The 15,379-nt window shown below is 66.9% G+C and carries 14 protein-coding genes; 10 read left to right on the top strand and 4 right to left on the bottom strand.

The window, feature by feature from the left end; all coding sequences use genetic code 11:
* Positions 1-12: 12 nt before the first annotated feature.
* Complete coding sequence (locus tag N800_RS01540) at positions 13-903, top strand: MBL fold metallo-hydrolase (RefSeq protein ID WP_036134046.1); 891 nt, start codon at positions 13-15, stop codon at positions 901-903.
* On the top strand, positions 900-1,631 hold the full coding sequence (locus N800_RS01545; RefSeq protein WP_036134048.1) for a TMEM43 family protein: 732 nt from the start codon (positions 900-902) through the stop codon (positions 1,629-1,631). Before N800_RS01540 ends, N800_RS01545 begins: the two co-directional genes overlap by 4 nt.
* On the opposite strand, the gene upp is transcribed toward N800_RS01545, so the two are convergent.
* Both upp and N800_RS01555 read right to left on the bottom strand, forming a co-directional pair.
* On the bottom strand, positions 1,628-2,257 hold the full coding sequence (gene upp, locus N800_RS01550; protein ID WP_036134050.1) for a uracil phosphoribosyltransferase: 630 nt from the start codon (positions 2,255-2,257) through the stop codon (positions 1,628-1,630). The genes N800_RS01545 and upp overlap by 4 nt on opposite strands.
* 112 nt (positions 2,258-2,369) lie before the next feature.
* Positions 2,370-3,866: an aminotransferase class III-fold pyridoxal phosphate-dependent enzyme gene (locus tag N800_RS01555; RefSeq protein ID WP_036134052.1), complete on the bottom strand. Its 1,497-nt coding sequence runs from the start codon at positions 3,864-3,866 to the stop codon at positions 2,370-2,372.
* Between the two features lie 125 nt (positions 3,867-3,991).
* Here N800_RS01555 and N800_RS01560 point away from each other — a divergent pair, with 125 nt between their 5' ends.
* The 7 genes from N800_RS01560 (at position 3,992) to N800_RS01590 (ending at position 12,071) form a co-directional block, all read left to right on the top strand.
* Positions 3,992-4,423 (top strand): Lrp/AsnC family transcriptional regulator, encoded by a 432-nt coding sequence (locus N800_RS01560; protein WP_036134054.1) that lies wholly within the window; start codon positions 3,992-3,994, stop codon positions 4,421-4,423.
* 105 nt (positions 4,424-4,528) lie between these two features.
* Positions 4,529-5,590, top strand: coding sequence for a tRNA preQ1(34) S-adenosylmethionine ribosyltransferase-isomerase QueA (gene queA, locus N800_RS01565; RefSeq protein ID WP_036134056.1), 1,062 nt, complete (start codon positions 4,529-4,531; stop codon positions 5,588-5,590).
* Positions 5,587-6,720 (top strand): tRNA guanosine(34) transglycosylase Tgt, encoded by a 1,134-nt coding sequence (gene tgt, locus N800_RS01570; protein ID WP_036134058.1) that lies wholly within the window; start codon positions 5,587-5,589, stop codon positions 6,718-6,720. The genes queA and tgt overlap by 4 nt, the downstream gene beginning before the upstream one ends.
* 177 nt (positions 6,721-6,897) lie before the next feature.
* Complete coding sequence (gene yajC, locus N800_RS01575) at positions 6,898-7,233, top strand: preprotein translocase subunit YajC (RefSeq protein WP_036134060.1); 336 nt, start codon at positions 6,898-6,900, stop codon at positions 7,231-7,233.
* 75 nt (positions 7,234-7,308) lie between these two features.
* Positions 7,309-9,174, top strand: a complete 1,866-nt coding sequence (gene secD, locus N800_RS01580) for a protein translocase subunit SecD (RefSeq protein ID WP_036134062.1) — start codon at positions 7,309-7,311, stop codon at positions 9,172-9,174.
* A gap of 16 nt (positions 9,175-9,190) precedes the next feature.
* A complete protein-coding gene (gene secF, locus N800_RS01585; RefSeq protein WP_036134064.1) occupies positions 9,191-10,153 on the top strand; it encodes a protein translocase subunit SecF in 963 nt (320 codons plus the stop codon).
* An 85-nt stretch (positions 10,154-10,238) separates the two neighbouring features.
* A complete protein-coding gene (locus N800_RS01590; protein WP_036134066.1) occupies positions 10,239-12,071 on the top strand; it encodes a metallophosphoesterase in 1,833 nt (610 codons plus the stop codon).
* Positions 12,072-12,089: 18 nt separating this feature from the next.
* On the opposite strand, the gene N800_RS01595 is transcribed toward N800_RS01590, so the two are convergent.
* Positions 12,090-13,499 carry an NTP/NDP exchange transporter gene (locus N800_RS01595; protein ID WP_052107800.1) on the bottom strand — a complete coding sequence of 470 codons (1,410 nt, stop codon included), beginning with the start codon at positions 13,497-13,499 and terminating at the stop codon, positions 12,090-12,092.
* A 136-nt stretch (positions 13,500-13,635) separates the two neighbouring features.
* Positions 13,636-14,466, bottom strand: a complete 831-nt coding sequence (locus N800_RS01600; protein WP_036134068.1) for an inositol monophosphatase family protein — start codon at positions 14,464-14,466, stop codon at positions 13,636-13,638.
* A 96-nt stretch (positions 14,467-14,562) separates the two neighbouring features.
* On the opposite strand from N800_RS01600, the gene N800_RS01605 reads away from it, so the two are divergent.
* Entirely contained in the window at positions 14,563-15,357 is a 795-nt protein-coding gene (locus tag N800_RS01605) for an RNA methyltransferase (RefSeq protein ID WP_036134070.1), read from the top strand.
* The last annotated feature ends 22 nt before the right edge of the window (positions 15,358-15,379 follow it).

A 15,379-nucleotide genomic window follows, 5' to 3' on the forward strand; every position in this document is an offset into this window, starting at 1 on the left:
GAGGTGGTTGGCATGAAACTCTGGTCGCTGCTGGGCAACAGCCAGAAACTCGATGGCGGTGCCATGTTCGGCAACGCGCCGCGCGCCATGTGGGCCAAATGGGCGCAACCCGACGCGCAGAACCGCATCGACCTCGCGTGCCGCGCGCTGCTGGCCAGCCCGCTCAACGGCAAGACCGTGCTGTTCGAAGCCGGCATTGGCGCGTTCTTCGAGCCCAAGCTGCGCGAACGCTATGGCGTGGTCGAAGATCGTCACGTGCTGTTGGACTCCCTTGCAGCCGCGGGCTTCAAGCCCGAGGACATCGACGTGGTGGTGCTCTCGCACCTGCATTTCGACCACGCTGGCGGCCTGCTGGCGCAGTGGGAGGACGGGCAGCCGCCGCGGCTGGTTTTCCCGAACGCCACCTACGTGGTGGGACGCGAGCACTGGGAGCGCGCGCTGCAGCCGCACCCGCGCGACCGCGCCAGTTTCATCCCGGAACTGCCTGCGCTGATCGAAGCCACCGGCCGGCTGGAACTGGTGGAGGGCGCGTATAGCCGGACGCTGGGCGACAGTGTCCGCTTCCACTTCAGTAGTGGCCACACCCCCGGCCTGATGCTGGCGGAAATCGTGGGGCCCGAGACCGTGGACGGACAGCCGCATGGCGGCGTGGTGTTCTGCGCCGACCTGATCCCCGGCCGGCCGTGGGTGCACGTGCCCATCACCATGGGCTACGACCGCAACGCCGAGTTGCTGATCGACGAGAAGAAAGACTTCCTTGCCGACAAGCTTGCCCGCAACGTGCACCTGTTCTTCACCCATGACCCGGGCTGTGCCCTGGCACAGGTCACGCGTGACGAGAAGGGCAAGTTCGGCACCACCCACGAGGTTGCCGAATTGCACGCAAGGGCGCTCGCGGCATGAGGTCGGCGCTGGCCATGCTGGCGCTGCTGCTGGCGGGCCAAATGGCGCAGGCGCAGGAGATCCCGGAGCTGGTGCCGCGTGCCGGCGACGCCATCCGCGACCCCGATTTCCGTGTCGAAACGCGTCAATTCGGCCTTGATCGTCGGGTTGAGATGCTGCAGTGGCGACGCGAAGGCGCCGGGTATGCCCCCGTGTGGAACGCGGCGGTCATCGACTCGAACGGCTTCGATGAGGCGCACCGCAATCCCGGCGAATTGCCCATTGGTGGCGAACGCTGGTGGGGCACCGATGCCACGCTCAGCGGTCAACCATTGGCGCCGGAGGTGCTGCGTACATTGGGCGAGTGGCACGAGTTCCGGCCCAGTTACCGGAGCTTGCCCGCCAACCTGTCGGCCACGTTCCAGCCCGATGGCGATGGACTCAGCAGCAGCGAGAATCCGCTGGATCCGCAGATCGGCGACCTGCGTGTCACATGGCGCGAGCTGACCCTGCCGCCGCTGCAGGGCAAGGTCGAGTTGCGTGATGGCATTTGGTACCCGCTGCCGGCCGCGGCATTGCCTCCGGCGTCCGTGGCGGTTGTAGAGGACCCGTTGGAGCCGGCGGGTACTGATGACCGCGTGACGCTGCACTGGTGGCTGTGGGGTGTGGGCGGCCTGGTGGGCGTGGCGCTGGTCACCTTGGTGACGCTGCGCCGACGTCGCGGCACCTCTGCGGGCGCGAGACGCTAGATCAGATCGGTGCCGAACAGTTTGTCGCCGGCGTCACCCAGTCCGGGCAGGATGTAACCCATTTCATTGAGCCTATCGTCGATGGCGGCGGTGTAGACCTCGAAGTCGGGATGCGCAGCTTCCACCGCACGCAGGCCTTCCGGTGCGGACACCAGGAACACACCCTTGATCCGCGTGCAGCCCTGCGCCTTGAGCTGGTCGATGGCGGCGATGGTGCTGCCTCCGGTGGCCAGCATCGGGTCGACGATGATCGCCACGCGCTCGGCCATGCGTGCGGGCAGGTTGAGGTAGTAACGGTCCGGTCTAAGCGTCGATTCGTTCCGCTTCAGCCCGACCACGCCGATGCGGGCGGTGGGCAGTGCCGCGAGTACGCCCTGCAGCATGCCCAGCCCAGCGCGCAGGATCGGCACGAGCGTGACCTTGCCGGCCAGTCGCCGCACATGGGTGGGGCCGGCCCAGCCCTCGATCACCGCGTCCTCGGTTTCCAGGTCGCGGGTGGCTTCGAATGCCACCAGCGTGCCCACTTCAGCCACCAGCTCGCGGAACTCCTTGTTGCTGATGTCCTTGCGGCGCATCAGGCCCATCTTGTGCTGCACGAGTGGGTGCTGGACTTCGATGATCTTCATGCACGTGGCCGGGAACGGGTACGCCGTCAGCCTAGCGGACGATGGCGTGCCAGAAAACAACGAAGCCGGGCATGCCCGGCTTCGTTGCTGTGGTCCGCATGTCTGGATTTGATCAGGCGGCCACGGCCTGCGTGGCGCGCGGGCCTTCCTTCAATGCGCGACCGACCATCGCCACCAGCAGGTCCAGCTCTGCGCTGGTGATGGTGAAGGTGGGGGTGAAGCGCAGCGAATTGGCACCGCCGTGGATCACGCCAATGCCATGCTCGCGCAGCCACTCCTCGGTGGAGCCGGTGCCGTAGCACTTGTACTCTGGCGAGAGTTCGCACGAGAACAGCAGGCCCGTGCCCTGCACCTTGGTGATCGCGCCGCCCAGCTGCGTTTTCAGCGCCTCCAGCTTCTGCAGCGCCTCGGCGCCACGCGCGCGGATGTTGTCGCGCACGGCCGGCGTCACCTGCGCCAGCACGGCACAGGCCACGTCCAGGGCACGCGGGTTGGTGGTCATGGTGTTGCCGTACAGGCCCTTCTTGTAGGTCTCGGCGGCATGCTTGCTGACCGCCAGCACCGACAGCGGATACTGGCCGGCATTCAGCGCCTTGGAGTAGGTCTCCATGTCTGGCGCATCGACGCCCTCGAAGCCGGGGTAGTCGACGATCGACAGCACGCCCTGCGCGCGCAGGCCGGCCTGGATGGAATCCACCAGCAGCATCGCCCCGTGCGCCTTGGTCAACGCGCGGGCGGCGTTGTAGAACTCCACCGGCACGCCGCGACCCGGGTCGCCTTCGCCCATCACCGGCTCCAGGAACATCGCCTCGATGAACCAGCCGTTGGCGTCGGCATCGGCGAAGACCTTCTTCAGCGCGTCAACGTCGTACGGCTCCACCGCCAGCACGGTGTCCTCGCCGCGGAAGCTGGCCAGGTGCTGCAGGTAGGTCTTGCGGGTGGAATCGGAGTACAGCGCCGGGCGCTCGGTGCGGCCGTGGAAGCTGCCCTTGACCACCAGGCGCTTGATGGCGCGACCGGCGTGGCGCGCGCCCGCGTCCGTCATCAGCTTGGCGTTGGCATCGACGATGCGCGAGGCCAGCGACACCGACTCCGAACCGGAGTTCAGGCACAGGAACTTGTCGTACGGGCAGCCGCCACGCGTGGTGCCGATGGCCGCGCGCAGGGCGCGCTCGAAGCGCAGGTGCGACAGCGAAGGGGTCATGATGTTGGCCATCGCCTGCGGCTTGGCCATCGCCTCGATCACCGCCTTGGGCGCATGGCCGAAGCCGAGCATGCCGTAGCCGCCTGAGTCATGCAGCACCGCGCCCTTGAGGGTGACAACCCAGGGGCCGCGGGCGGTCAGCGCCACGTACGGGTTCACCGCGTCATCGGCGTAGAAGTTGACGTAGCCGGCTTGGAGGGCGCGGATCTGCGCTTCTTCGTCCAGGTCCAGCAGGTCGGCGACATCGGCCTTGACCCGCGCGTATTCCGCGGCGGCGGCTTCGATGGCCTCGGCCAGCTCCGGGTGGCTGGCGCCGAAACGCAGGACGGTGGCGTCGTCCAGGCCGGTGGTGCGGCGGGCACCGCCGTGGGCGCGCAGCGGCGCGAGATGGTCGAGGATGGTCATGGCGCGCTCCCGGCGTGAACTTATTGCGTATCTGTTCATTATCCGGATTGATTCGTCGATAGACAGCGTGAATCCGTGCGGAATAAGATCATGTTTCGTCGAAATGACGATCACAATTGCGCGAAATGAGCATAACGCCGGCCGACCAGCAGCTTCTATCCATCCTGCGCGAGAACGCGCGTGCCTCCACCGCCGAGATCGCGCGGCGCCTCAAGCTCTCGCGCACCACGGTGCAGAGCCGCATCGAGCGACTGGAGCGGCAGGGGGTGATCGCAGGCTACACCGTGCGCGTGGACGATGAGGCCGAGCGTGGCTGGATCCGGGCGCACATCATGATCACCGTGCTGCCCAAGCAGGCGCCGGCGGTGGTGAAGGCCCTGCACGCCATGCCCGAGGTGCGCACGCTGCATTCGGTCAGCGGCCCCTTCGACCTGGTGGCGCTGGGCGTGACACCCACGGTGGTGCAGATGGACGAGCTGACCGACCGCATCGGCGCGATCGATGGCGTGGAGCGGACTACCTCGTCGATCATCCTGTCGGCCAAGTTCGAGCGCTGATTGCGCGGGCGCGTCCGTTCGGCGGTACGGCCGCCGGGATCGCCTCAACGGCGCCGCGAGCCCGGCCCTATACAATGACCGGTTCCCGTCGCCCATCCCGCCCGCTTGAAGAAGTCCGACTTTCATTACGACCTGCCGCCCGAGCTGATAGCCCAGGCACCGTTGGCCGAGCGTTCCGCCAGCCGGCTGCTGGTGGTGCCGCCGGCTCCCGCGTCCTTGCAGGACCGCCACTTTCGCGACTTGCTGGACCTGCTGGCCCCGGGTGACCTGCTGGTGTTCAACGACACGCGCGTGATTCCGGCGCGGCTGTTCGGGCAGAAGGCCACCGGCGGACGGGTCGAGATCCTGATCGAGCGCCTGTTGGGCGGCAACCAGGCGCGTGCGCAGCTGGGCGTCAGCAAGTCGCCCAAGGCGGGGGCGCGCATCGCCTTGGACGCAGGCGGCGAGGCCGAGGTGCTCGGTCGCGACGGCGAGTTCTACGTGCTGCAGTTCCACGTGCCCGAATCGCTGGAACAGTGGCTGCTGCACGCGGGCCGCCTGCCGCTGCCGCCCTACATCCAGCGTGCGCCCGGGCAGGATGACACCGAGCGCTACCAGACCGTGTTCGCCCGCGAGGTGGGCGCCGTTGCGGCGCCGACCGCCGGCCTTCACTTCGACGAGGCACTGTTGGCCGCACTGAAGGCCAAGGGCGTGGAGTTCGGCCACGTCACGCTGCACGTGGGTGCGGGCACCTTCCAGCCGGTGCGGGTGGACGACCTGGACCAGCACGTGATGCACAGTGAATGGCTCAACGTGGGCGCGGAACTGGTGGAAGCCGTCCGTCGCACGCGTGACGCGGGTGGTCGCGTGGTCGGCGTGGGCACCACCGTGGTGCGCGCGCTGGAAAGCGCCACGCGCACCAACGACACGGGCCAGCGCGAACTGCAGCCGTATGCGGGCGAGACCCGGTTGTTCATCCTGCCCGGTTACCGGATCACGGCGGTCGACGCACTGGTCACCAACTTCCATCTGCCGGAAAGCACGCTGCTGATGATGGTCTCGGCGTTTGCCGGCCAGGACCGGGTGTTCGAGGCCTACGCGCATGCGATCCGGGAAGGCTACCGCTTCTTCTCCTACGGTGACGCGATGCTGCTGTTCCCCGAGGCTGCGCCGGAGTTCCGCGCATGAGCCGCATGTCGTTTGAATTGCTCGGCAGCGATGGACAGGCCCGCCGTGGCCGCCTGACGTTCCCGCGCGGCACTGTGGAGACGCCGGCCTTCATGCCGGTGGGCACCTACGGTTCGGTGAAGGGCGTGATGCCCGAGCAGGTGCGTGAGTTGGGCGCCGAGATCATCCTGGGCAACACCTTCCACCTGTACCTGCGCCCCGGCCTGGACGTGATCGCCGACCACGGCGGGCTGCACGGCTTCGGCCGCTGGAGCGGGCCGATCTTGACCGATTCCGGCGGCTTCCAGGTGTTCTCGCTGGCGCACAAGCGCAAGATCACCGAGCAGGGCGTGACCTTCGCCGCGCCCACCGACGGGCGCAAGGTGTTCCTCGGTCCCGAGGAAAGCATGCATATCCAGAAGGTGCTCGACTCGGACATCGTGATGATCTTCGACGAGTGCACGCCGTACCTGGTCGATGGCCAACCGGCCAGTGAGCAGGTGGCGCGCAAGTCCATGGAGCTGAGCCTACGCTGGGCCGAGCGCAGCAAGAAGGCGCATGAGGGCAACGACGCGGCGCTGTTCGGCATCGTGCAGGGCGGCATGTACCCCGAACTGCGCACGCGCTCGGCCGAGGGGCTGAAGCAGATCGGCTTCGACGGCTATGCCATCGGCGGCCTGGCCGTCGGCGAGCCGGAAGAGGTGCGCAATCACACGCTCGACCACATCGCCCCGCAACTGCCCGAGGACCGCCCGCGCTACCTGATGGGCGTGGGCCGGCCAGAGGACCTGGTGGAGGCGGTCGCGCGCGGCGTGGACATGTTCGACTGCGTGATGCCCACCCGCAACGCGCGCAATGGCCATTACTTCACCTCATTCGGCACGGTGCGGGTGCGCAACGCCAAGTACGAGCGCGACCTGCGCCCGATCGAGGAAGGCTGCGACTGCTACGCCTGCTCGCGCGGGTTCAGCCGCTCGTACCTGCGTCACCTGGACCGCTGCAACGAGATGCTGGCGCCGATGTTGGGCACGCTGCACAACCTTCGCTACTACCAGCGCCTGATGGCGCAGATGCGGGCGGCGATCGAGCAGGGTACCTTCCAGGCCTTCCGCGAGGCCTTCTATGCCACCCGCGCCGCGGGTGGAGACTGACCTGCGGGAACTGTTCGGCCCGGCCTCGGTCAGAACTGCCGGTCCGAGTGTCCGGCCCTGCCCGGACCTGGCGCCGTGGCTGCTGGCCACGGCGGCTCGGCCCAATGCCTGCTTGAAACCGGGTGTGCCGGGACCCATGGCATAATCCCCCGCTTATTTGATTGACGGAAGACCGACATGAACCTGCTCGACCTCGTGATCGCCCCCGCGTATGCCCAGGCCGCTCCGGCCCCGGGTGGCGGCATGGGCACCCTGCTGTTCCCGATCGTCCTGATCGCGATCATGTACTTCCTGATGATCCGCCCGCAGATGAAGCGCGCCAAGGAACACAAGGCGATGCTGGAAAAGCTCTCCAAGGGCGACGAGGTTCTGACCAATGGCGGCATCGCCGGCCGCGTCACCGACATGGGTGAGAACTTCATCACGGTCGAAGTGGCGGACAACGTGCAGATCCGCGTGCAGAAGGGCGCGATTGCCAACGTCCTGCCCAAGGGCACCTTGAAGTCGGCCTGAGCCGGCTCCAACACCCGCTGACGCCAACCTTACGCCGATAGACGGCGGCCCAAGCGCCGCCGTGGGGTCCAATCGATGCTGACTTACGCACGCTGGAAGTACTTCGTCATCCTGGTCGTACTCGTGCTGAGCACGCTGTATGCGTTGCCCAACATGTACCCGCAGGACAGTTCCGTGCAGGTCACCGCCAACCGCGGCGCGGTGGTGGACGAGGCATTGAAGACCCGTGTCTCGGCCGACCTGGCCAAGGCGGGGGTCACGCCCAAGCTGGTCGAGATCGACAAGGGCAACCTGCTGGTGCGCCTGAATGACCCGGATGCGCAGGGCAAGGCGGCCGACGTGCTGCGCCCGGCCCTGGGCAACGAGTACACCGTCGCGCTGAACCTGGCATCCACCGTGCCGGCGTGGCTGGAGAAGATCGGTGCCCGCGCCATGACGCTGGGCCTGGACCTGCAAGGTGGCGTGCACTTCACCATGCAGGTGGACCAGAAGGCGACGATCGAGAAGCGACTGGACGCCACCGCGGAAGGCATCCGCGCGCAACTGCGCGACAGCCGCATCCGCTACGAGTCGGTGGAGCGCCGCGCCAACAACACCGTGGTCGCCACGCTCTCCAGCCCGGCGGACGCCGTGAAGGTGCGCGAGCTGCTGCTCACCAGCCAGCAGGGCATGCAGGTGGATGCGGAGGGCAACATCGTGACGGTGTTGCTGCCGGAGGCGGAAATCAAGCGCCTGGCCATCGAGGCGATCGAGCAGAACGTCGGCACTTTGCGCAACCGCATCAACTCGCTTGGCGTGGCTGAGCCAATCATCCAGCGCCAGGGCGAGGATCGCATCGTGGTCCAGCTGCCCGGCGTGCAGGACACCGCGCAGGCCAAGCGCGTGCTGGGTGCCACCGCCACCCTGGAATACCGCGCGGCGCTCGAGGGCAATGCCTACGACGCAGTGGCCAGCGGCATCATTCCGCCCGACGCCAAGCTCTATTACCGCACCGAGAAGGGTCCGGACGGCAAGCCGATGCCGATCCTGCTCAGCAAGCGCGTGATCGCCACCGGTGACCAGCTCGTCCGCGCAACCTCGATGTTCGATTCGCAATCGGGTTCGCCGGCGGTATCGGTGACCCTGAACAGTGCGGGCGGCCAGCGCATGTTCGACTTCACCTCCAACAACGTCGGCAAGCCGATGGCGGTGGTGTACATCGAGCGCATCCCCGAGGTGCGCATGGTCGACGGGCAGGAAGTCCGCACCACCCGCGTAAGCGAGGAAGTGATCTCGGTCGCCACCATCAACGGCGTTTTCGGAAAGGACTTCCAGACCACCGGCCTGGAGAGCGCCCAGTTCGCCACCGACCTGGCCCGCCAGATCCGTTCCGGCTCGCTTGCCGCGCCGATGGACTTCATCGAAGAGCGCATCGTAGGCCCCAGCCTGGGCCGTGAGAACGTGGAGCGCGGCATGCGCGCCGTGGCGTTCTCGTTCCTGTTCGCGCTGGGCTTCTTCCTGGTTTATTACCGCATGTTCGGTGTGATCACCTGCCTGGCATTGCTGATCAACATGCTGGCACTGATCGCGGTGATGTCGCTGTTCGGTGCGACGCTGACCCTGCCGGGCCTGGCAGGCATCGCGCTGACGGTCGGCATGTCGGTGGACGCCAACGTACTGATCAACGAGCGCATACGCGAAGAGCTGCGAGCGGGCGTGCCGCCGCAGGCCGCCATTGCCACCGGTTACGAAAAGGCTTCGGGCACGATTGCCGACGCCAACCTGACCGCGATCCTGGCCGGCGTGGCGCTGTTCGCCTTCGGCACCGGCCCGGTGAAGGGCTTCGCGATCTCCACCATCGTCGGCATCCTGACCTCGATGTATACCGCGGTCTCGGTCTCGCGTGGCATCGCCACGTTGATCTACGGCGGCCGCCGCAAGCTCAAGTCCATCGCTATCTGACGGGAAGCGCACGACCATGAAACCGTTCAATGTTTTCCCGTATGACAGCAACTTCAACTTCATGCGTCTGCGCTGGGTGTCGCTGTCGCTGGCGCTGGGTTTGCTGTTGGTCTCCATCGGTGCGATGGCGTTCAAGGGCTTCAACTTCGCCCTCGATTTCACCGGCGGCACCGTCACCGAGCTGCGCTTCGAGCGGCCGGTGGACATCGACGATGTGCGTTCGCGCCTGGACAACGCCGGCTTCTCAGGCGCCCAGGTGCAGACCTTCGGCTCGGGCAACGACCTGCTGATCCGCCTGCAGCCCAAGGAGGGCAGTGAGCCGGGTGCCGACGAACAGCACAACACCGCGCAGGCCGTGCAGAAGGCGTTGGCCTTCGAAGGCAACGCCGGCAAGGTGCTGCGCAGCGAGTTCGTCGGCCCGCAGGTCGGCAAGGACCTGGCGCAGAACGGCGTGTGGGCGCTGATCTTCGTGGTCGTCGGCTTCCTGATGTACATCTCGTTCCGGTTCGAGAAGAAGTTCGCCGTCTCGGCCGTGCTCACCACCCTGCACGACGTGGTGGTGGTGCTGGGCTGGTTTGCGATCACCGGCCGCGAGTTCGACCTGACCGTGCTCGCCGGTGTGCTGTCGGTGATGGGCTTCTCGATCAACGACACCATCGTGGTGTTTGACCGCGTGCGCGAGAACTTCCGTTCGATGCGCGCCGACCCGGTGTCGATCCTGAACACCTCCATCAACCAGACCCTGTCGCGTACCGTGATCACTTCGGTGGTGGCTCTGCTGACCGTGGTGGCGTTGTATGTCTACGGCGGCGGTTCGCTTGAAGGCATGGCCGAGGCGATGATCGTCGGCATCGTGCTGGGCACCATCTCCTCGATCTTCGTGGCGGCGCCGCTGCTGACCTTGGGGCCGTTGAAGGTCACCAAGCAGGACCTGATGCCCAAGGCGAAGGACGAGGCTGCGCTGGCGCGCCGCCCGTAACCCCTCGCGTATCGCCTGACCGGAGGAGGCCGCCCTTGGCGGCCTCTTTCCGTTGTAGTGGTCATCTCCGGAGGGAGTGGCCGCGATGCAACCGTCAATCCTGTCTGGACGTGCCCGGCGCCTGGCAAGCGCCCTGGTTTGCGGCTTTCTGCTGGTGCTTGCGGCATCGTCGGCTGCCGCACAAACCTACCGGTTCAGCAACGTCGAGCGCGTCGTCGCCATCGGTGACGTGCATGGCGCCTACCCCGAGTTCGTGCAGGTACTCAAGGGCACGGGGCTGGTGGATGCCAACCTGCATTGGACTGGCGGACGCACGCACCTGGTGTCGACCGGCGACCTGTTCAGTCGGGGCGACCGGGCGCTGGAAGTCGTTGAGCTGCTCATGCGCCTGCAGGGCGAAGCCGTGTCGGCGGGTGGGGCCGTGCACGCCCTGCTGGGCAACCACGAGGTGATGTCCCTCACGGGTGACCTGCGTTATGTCAGCCCGGGGGAGTTCGCCACCTATGCCACCCAGGACGGAGCGCGGCGCGATGCCGCCATCGGCGCCCGCCCGGGCTACCTGGAACGCATGCAGGCACTGGCGCCCGACGGGCGCATCGGCAGGTGGCTGCTGCAGCGACCGGTCATGATCGTGATCAACGACGACCTGTTCGTGCACGGCGGGTTGTCGGACAAGCTGGCAGGGAAAACGCTGGAACAGGTCAATGCCAGCGCCATCGGAGACGTGCGTACCTTCGCCTCGAGTTGGCATGCCCTGGTGGCCGGTGGTGCCCTGCAGCCCACCGACGATTTCGACCGCATCCTGGCGGCCGCCAACGTCCTTGCGACAGCTCCCGTCGTGGCCGGCGAGCCGCCGTCGCCGCTGCAGGCGCCCGCGCAAGCCATCGTGGCAGCCGTGAAGGGCTTGCCGTTCCAGTCCAACGGACCCGTCTGGTATCGGGGCAGTTCCGTCTGCCATCCCTACACCGAATCCGAGGTGGTCCGGGCGGCCTTGCGTTCGCTGGGAGCGCAACGCGTGGTGGTAGGGCACACGCCCACGCTGGATCACCACGTCAGCCTGCGCCTGGAGGCGCAGGTGGCACGCATCGACACCGGCATGAACAAGGCGGCGTACGAAGGCATCCCCGCGGCCCTGGTGATCGAGCGCGGGGTCACCCGCGCGTTCCACCTGGGCGAGGGCATGGTTGCGCCGCGCACCGAGCTCAACCGTGAATGGGCGCGTCCCTACGGCATGAGCGATGCCCAACTGGAAGACTTCCTGCTCAATGCACCCATCACCCAGGATGAAGCCTTGGACCTCGGCGTGACCAATCCACGCCGTCTGACATTGGAGCGCGACGGAAAGCGGATCCGCGCCGTGTTCAAGACCTTCGACAGCGACCCGGAGATCCGACCCAACGGTCGCTGGGAGCGGCGCTACGACAAGGCGGACCGCTACCTGTATGAAATCGCGGCCTACAGGCTCGATCGCATCCTCGGCCTGCAGATGGTGCCGGTGGCGGTGGAGCGCCGCGTGGACGGGCAACGCGGGCTGGTCCAGTACTGGGTGGAGGGCGCGCACAACGAGACCGAGCGCATCCAACAGAAGCTGCAGTACGACACCGATTGCAGTTATGCGCGGCAGCACCAGCTGATCAACGCGTTTGACGTGCTGGTCCACAACCTGGACCGCAACACCGGCAACATCCTGTACGACCGTGAATGGCAGGCGTGGATGATCGACCACAGCCGAGCGTTCAGCACGGAGGAAGGACGGCCACCGGAACTGCGCAAGACACCCATCGTGGTGTCGCCCCAACTGCGCGCGGCGCTGGCCAATGTCACCGAAGCAAGGCTGGCGCCACTGGCACCGTATCTGCACATCCGCCAGATCCGGGCGCTGGTGGCGCGTGCCCAGGCGCTGCGCACCTCGCCTTGATCGAAACGATGCTGGCAATCAGGTGCGCCGCTCACCCGCGCGAATATAGACGTCGTGCAGCAGGCCGGGTTTCGGGGTGGGCCGGGTATCCGTATGGGCCTGCACGGCGCGCGCATGCTCCCGGCCAATGAGCACCGACACCGCCAACGCCACGAGTGCCAGAGCGAGGTTGAACAGCATGATCGTGCCCATTGCCAGTTCCAGCCACTGCGCGGCCACGAAGATCGTCACCGCATGCAGCAGGTCGCCGAAGCGCCAGAAGAAGGTGTCGATCGTCGTCTTGCCCACGTACTTCTGCTGGCGGTTCAGTGGCAGGAACAGCGAATGGCAACTGGTGCCGTGCAACGAGTAGTTCATGCCGTTCTCCGCGATCATGGTTACGCGGATCAGGGCAAACACCGGCATCCATGCCATCAGGCCATAGTTGGCCACCATCACCAGCGGCAACATCACCAGTGCCGCCCGCACGCCCAGGTGCTTGAGCACGCGCGACACCACGAACATCTGCAGGAATAGCTGCAGCACGCTGATCCAGGCAAAGTAATCGCCGTAGAACTGGCCGATGACTTCGCGCTCGGCGTCCACGTTGCCCGTGCCCACGCGCTGGGCAGCGTACTCCTCGACGAAGCTGGCAAGAATGAAGCCACCCGTGGAGTTGATCCAGTTGATCAGCGCGACGAAGAACGCGATCAGCAGCAGGTAGCGGTTGCGCAGCACCACGTCGAAGCTGGACCGCAATTCGCCAAGTCCCCGTGGCCTGTTGGACTGCGCTGGCGCCTCGTCCTGGGCACGCGATTCAGTGGGCACGCTTCGCTCCACGTACACGCTCAGGCACAGCGCCGCCCCCAGCAGCGCGGCGGCGACCAGCATGAGCGGAAATGGCCCGATCGCCGCGATCAGCCATCCCGACAGACGACTGCCGCACCACGCGCCCAGTGCCGCACCGACCGCGATGATCGCGAACAGGCGCTGGCCACTGCGGATGTTGAAAAGGTCGGCCGCAAAGGCCCAGAACTGCGCCACCACCATCACGCTGAAGACGCCCACCCAGATGAAGAACGGCACCGCAATGGCCACGCCCGCGGCGCCAAGGCCACAGAACACAAGCAGGTTGGCGATGAAGAATCCCATCACCCAGCGCAGCACGGTGGATTTTCCGCTGCTGCCGTCGAGGTGGTCGAAAAGTAATTTGTACAGCGGGATCAGGAAGATCAGCGTCAGCGCCACGGCGCCCACGGCATAGCTGCGCACCACCGAGGTGCCCTCGGCCAGGATCAGTGCCTCGCGCAGGGGGCGGATGAGGTAGTAGCCAAGCAGCACCAGGAACACCTGGGTGACCATCAGCGCGATGCTGCGACCTTCGCCGGGCCGAACCGTGGCCAGCAGATGCAGGACGCGTTCCAGCGGTGAGAGTTCGGAGGTACGCATGGTTGCACCCGGGCAGGCGAGGGCCGTACGGGTGCATACAGAAAAAGGCCGCGGCGATGACACCGCGGCCTTTCGTCAGGCGTGGTCGCCGCTTCAGGTGCGGCGGTGGCGTTGCCGGGTTAACCCGGCACGGGTATCAGTCGAACGCCGCGGCGTAGCCGGTGTTGACGATGCGCTGCTGCAGCACCTCGGCCACGCGCACGTTGCCGGCCACCAGCGGACGCGGGTTGATGCCGCGCACGTCCATCGGGCCGGTGGTGCGGCCGCGGAAGTCGCAGACCTTGCCGCCAGCCTCGCGCACCATCAGCGCACCGGCGGCGATGTCCCACGGCTTCACCCCTGCCTCGAAGTAGGCGTCGGCGCGGCCGCAGGCCACGTAGGCCAGGTCCAGCGCGGCCGAGCCGGTGCGGCGGATGTCCTCGGCCTCGGTCAGCAGGCTGTCCACGCACTTGAGCTGGGCGCTGGCGCGGGAACGCTCACGCGGCGGGAAGCCGGTGATGATCATTGCGCCGTTGAGGTCCTTGCGGTCGGCCACGCGCACGCGCTTCTCGTTGAGCTGGCAGCCGCTGCCACGGCTGGCGGTGAACAGTTCGTTGCGCAGCGGGTCGAAGATCACGCCGTGGATCGGCTCGCCGGCTTCCACCAGCGCGATGGACACGCAGAAGTGCGGGATGCCGCGCAGGTAGTTGCTGGTGCCGTCCAGCGGGTCGATGACCCACACGTAGCGGGCATTGTTCTGGGCGCCGTTGAGCGGGCCGCTTTCCTCGCCGAGGATGCCGTAGTCCGGGGTGGAGCGACGGAATTCCTTGATGATCTCCTTCTCGGCCAGGCTATCGACTTCGCTGGCGAAGTCCATGCGGTCCTTTTCCACCACGTTCAGCGCGTCCAGCTTGTACATGTGGCGCAACAGCACGTTGCCGGCGGCGCGGGCGGCCTTGACCATGAGGGTGACGGCGGGTTTCTGCATGGCAACGGGCCTCTCGTGGCTGAGGTTGGGGTCGGACTGGCGGCGATAAAGAACGATCCGGCTCTGGGCCGGCCGACCAGTTTACCATTACCGGCGATGAACACCGCCCCCAACGAAATCGCCGGCCGCCTGCGCATCGTCCTGGTCGGCACCCAGCACCCCGGCAACATCGGCTCCGCGGCCCGGGCCATCAAGACGATGGGCCTGTCGCGATTGGTGTTGGTGGCCCCCGAGAAGGCCCCCAACGCCGAGTCCTACGCGCTGGCCGCCGGCGCCGACGATGTGCTGGGCGCCGCCGAGACCCATGCCAGCCTGGCCGATGCCGTGGCCGACTGTCATTTCGTGCTGGGCTGCACCGCGCGAAGCCGCCGCGTGGCATTGGATGAGCTGATGCCGGCCGAGGCCGCCGCGCGGGCCGTCGCCCGGGCCACGGAGGGGGGCGAGGTGGCGCTGGTGTTCGGCCGCGAGCGGACCGGCCTGGACAATGACGAGTTGCAGCTGTGCCACGCGGCGGTGCACATCCCGGCCAACCCCGAGTACAGCTCGCTGAACCTGGCGATGGCGGTGCAGGTGCTGTCCTATGAACTGCGGCTGGCGTTGCTGGGCCTTGGTGGCCGCGCGCACACGGTGATGCCGACCACCGTCGAAGCCACGCCCGGCGCACCCGCCGATCCGCCCGCCTCCCACGCCCAGTTGGAGGGCTTCTTCGGCCAGTTGGGCGACGTGCTGGACCTGATCGACTTCCACAAGGGTCGGGTGCCGGAATCGGCCATGCGTAAGCTGCGCCGCCTGTTCCTGCGGGCGGACCTGGACGAGCGCGAGGTCCGCCTGTTGCGCGGCATCCTGGCCGACGTGGAGCGCACTGCCCGGCTGGGCCCCAAGACGGTTTGATGCGTCCGGGGTCCCAAATGGC

This window comes from Lysobacter daejeonensis GH1-9, assembly GCF_000768355.1.
In the GTDB taxonomy this organism is placed as follows: domain Bacteria; phylum Pseudomonadota; class Gammaproteobacteria; order Xanthomonadales; family Xanthomonadaceae; genus Aerolutibacter; species Aerolutibacter daejeonensis.

Coding starts and splice junctions, on each gene's coding strand:
- N800_RS01540 (WP_036134046.1), top strand. CDS start 13: ATGAAACTCTGGTCGCTGCTGGGCAACAGCCAGAAACTCGATGGCGGT.
- N800_RS01545 (WP_036134048.1), top strand. CDS start 900: ATGAGGTCGGCGCTGGCCATGCTGGCGCTGCTGCTGGCGGGCCAAATG.
- upp (WP_036134050.1), bottom strand. CDS start 2,257: ATGAAGATCATCGAAGTCCAGCACCCACTCGTGCAGCACAAGATGGGC.
- N800_RS01555 (WP_036134052.1), bottom strand. CDS start 3,866: ATGACCATCCTCGACCATCTCGCGCCGCTGCGCGCCCACGGCGGTGCC.
- N800_RS01560 (WP_036134054.1), top strand. CDS start 3,992: ATGAGCATAACGCCGGCCGACCAGCAGCTTCTATCCATCCTGCGCGAG.
- tgt (WP_036134058.1), top strand. CDS start 5,587: ATGAGCCGCATGTCGTTTGAATTGCTCGGCAGCGATGGACAGGCCCGC.
- yajC (WP_036134060.1), top strand. CDS start 6,898: ATGAACCTGCTCGACCTCGTGATCGCCCCCGCGTATGCCCAGGCCGCT.
- secD (WP_036134062.1), top strand. CDS start 7,309: ATGCTGACTTACGCACGCTGGAAGTACTTCGTCATCCTGGTCGTACTC.
- secF (WP_036134064.1), top strand. CDS start 9,191: ATGAAACCGTTCAATGTTTTCCCGTATGACAGCAACTTCAACTTCATG.
- N800_RS01590 (WP_036134066.1), top strand. CDS start 10,239: ATGCAACCGTCAATCCTGTCTGGACGTGCCCGGCGCCTGGCAAGCGCC.
- N800_RS01595 (WP_052107800.1), bottom strand. CDS start 13,499: ATGCGTACCTCCGAACTCTCACCGCTGGAACGCGTCCTGCATCTGCTG.
- N800_RS01600 (WP_036134068.1), bottom strand. CDS start 14,466: ATGCAGAAACCCGCCGTCACCCTCATGGTCAAGGCCGCCCGCGCCGCC.
- N800_RS01605 (WP_036134070.1), top strand. CDS start 14,563: ATGAACACCGCCCCCAACGAAATCGCCGGCCGCCTGCGCATCGTCCTG.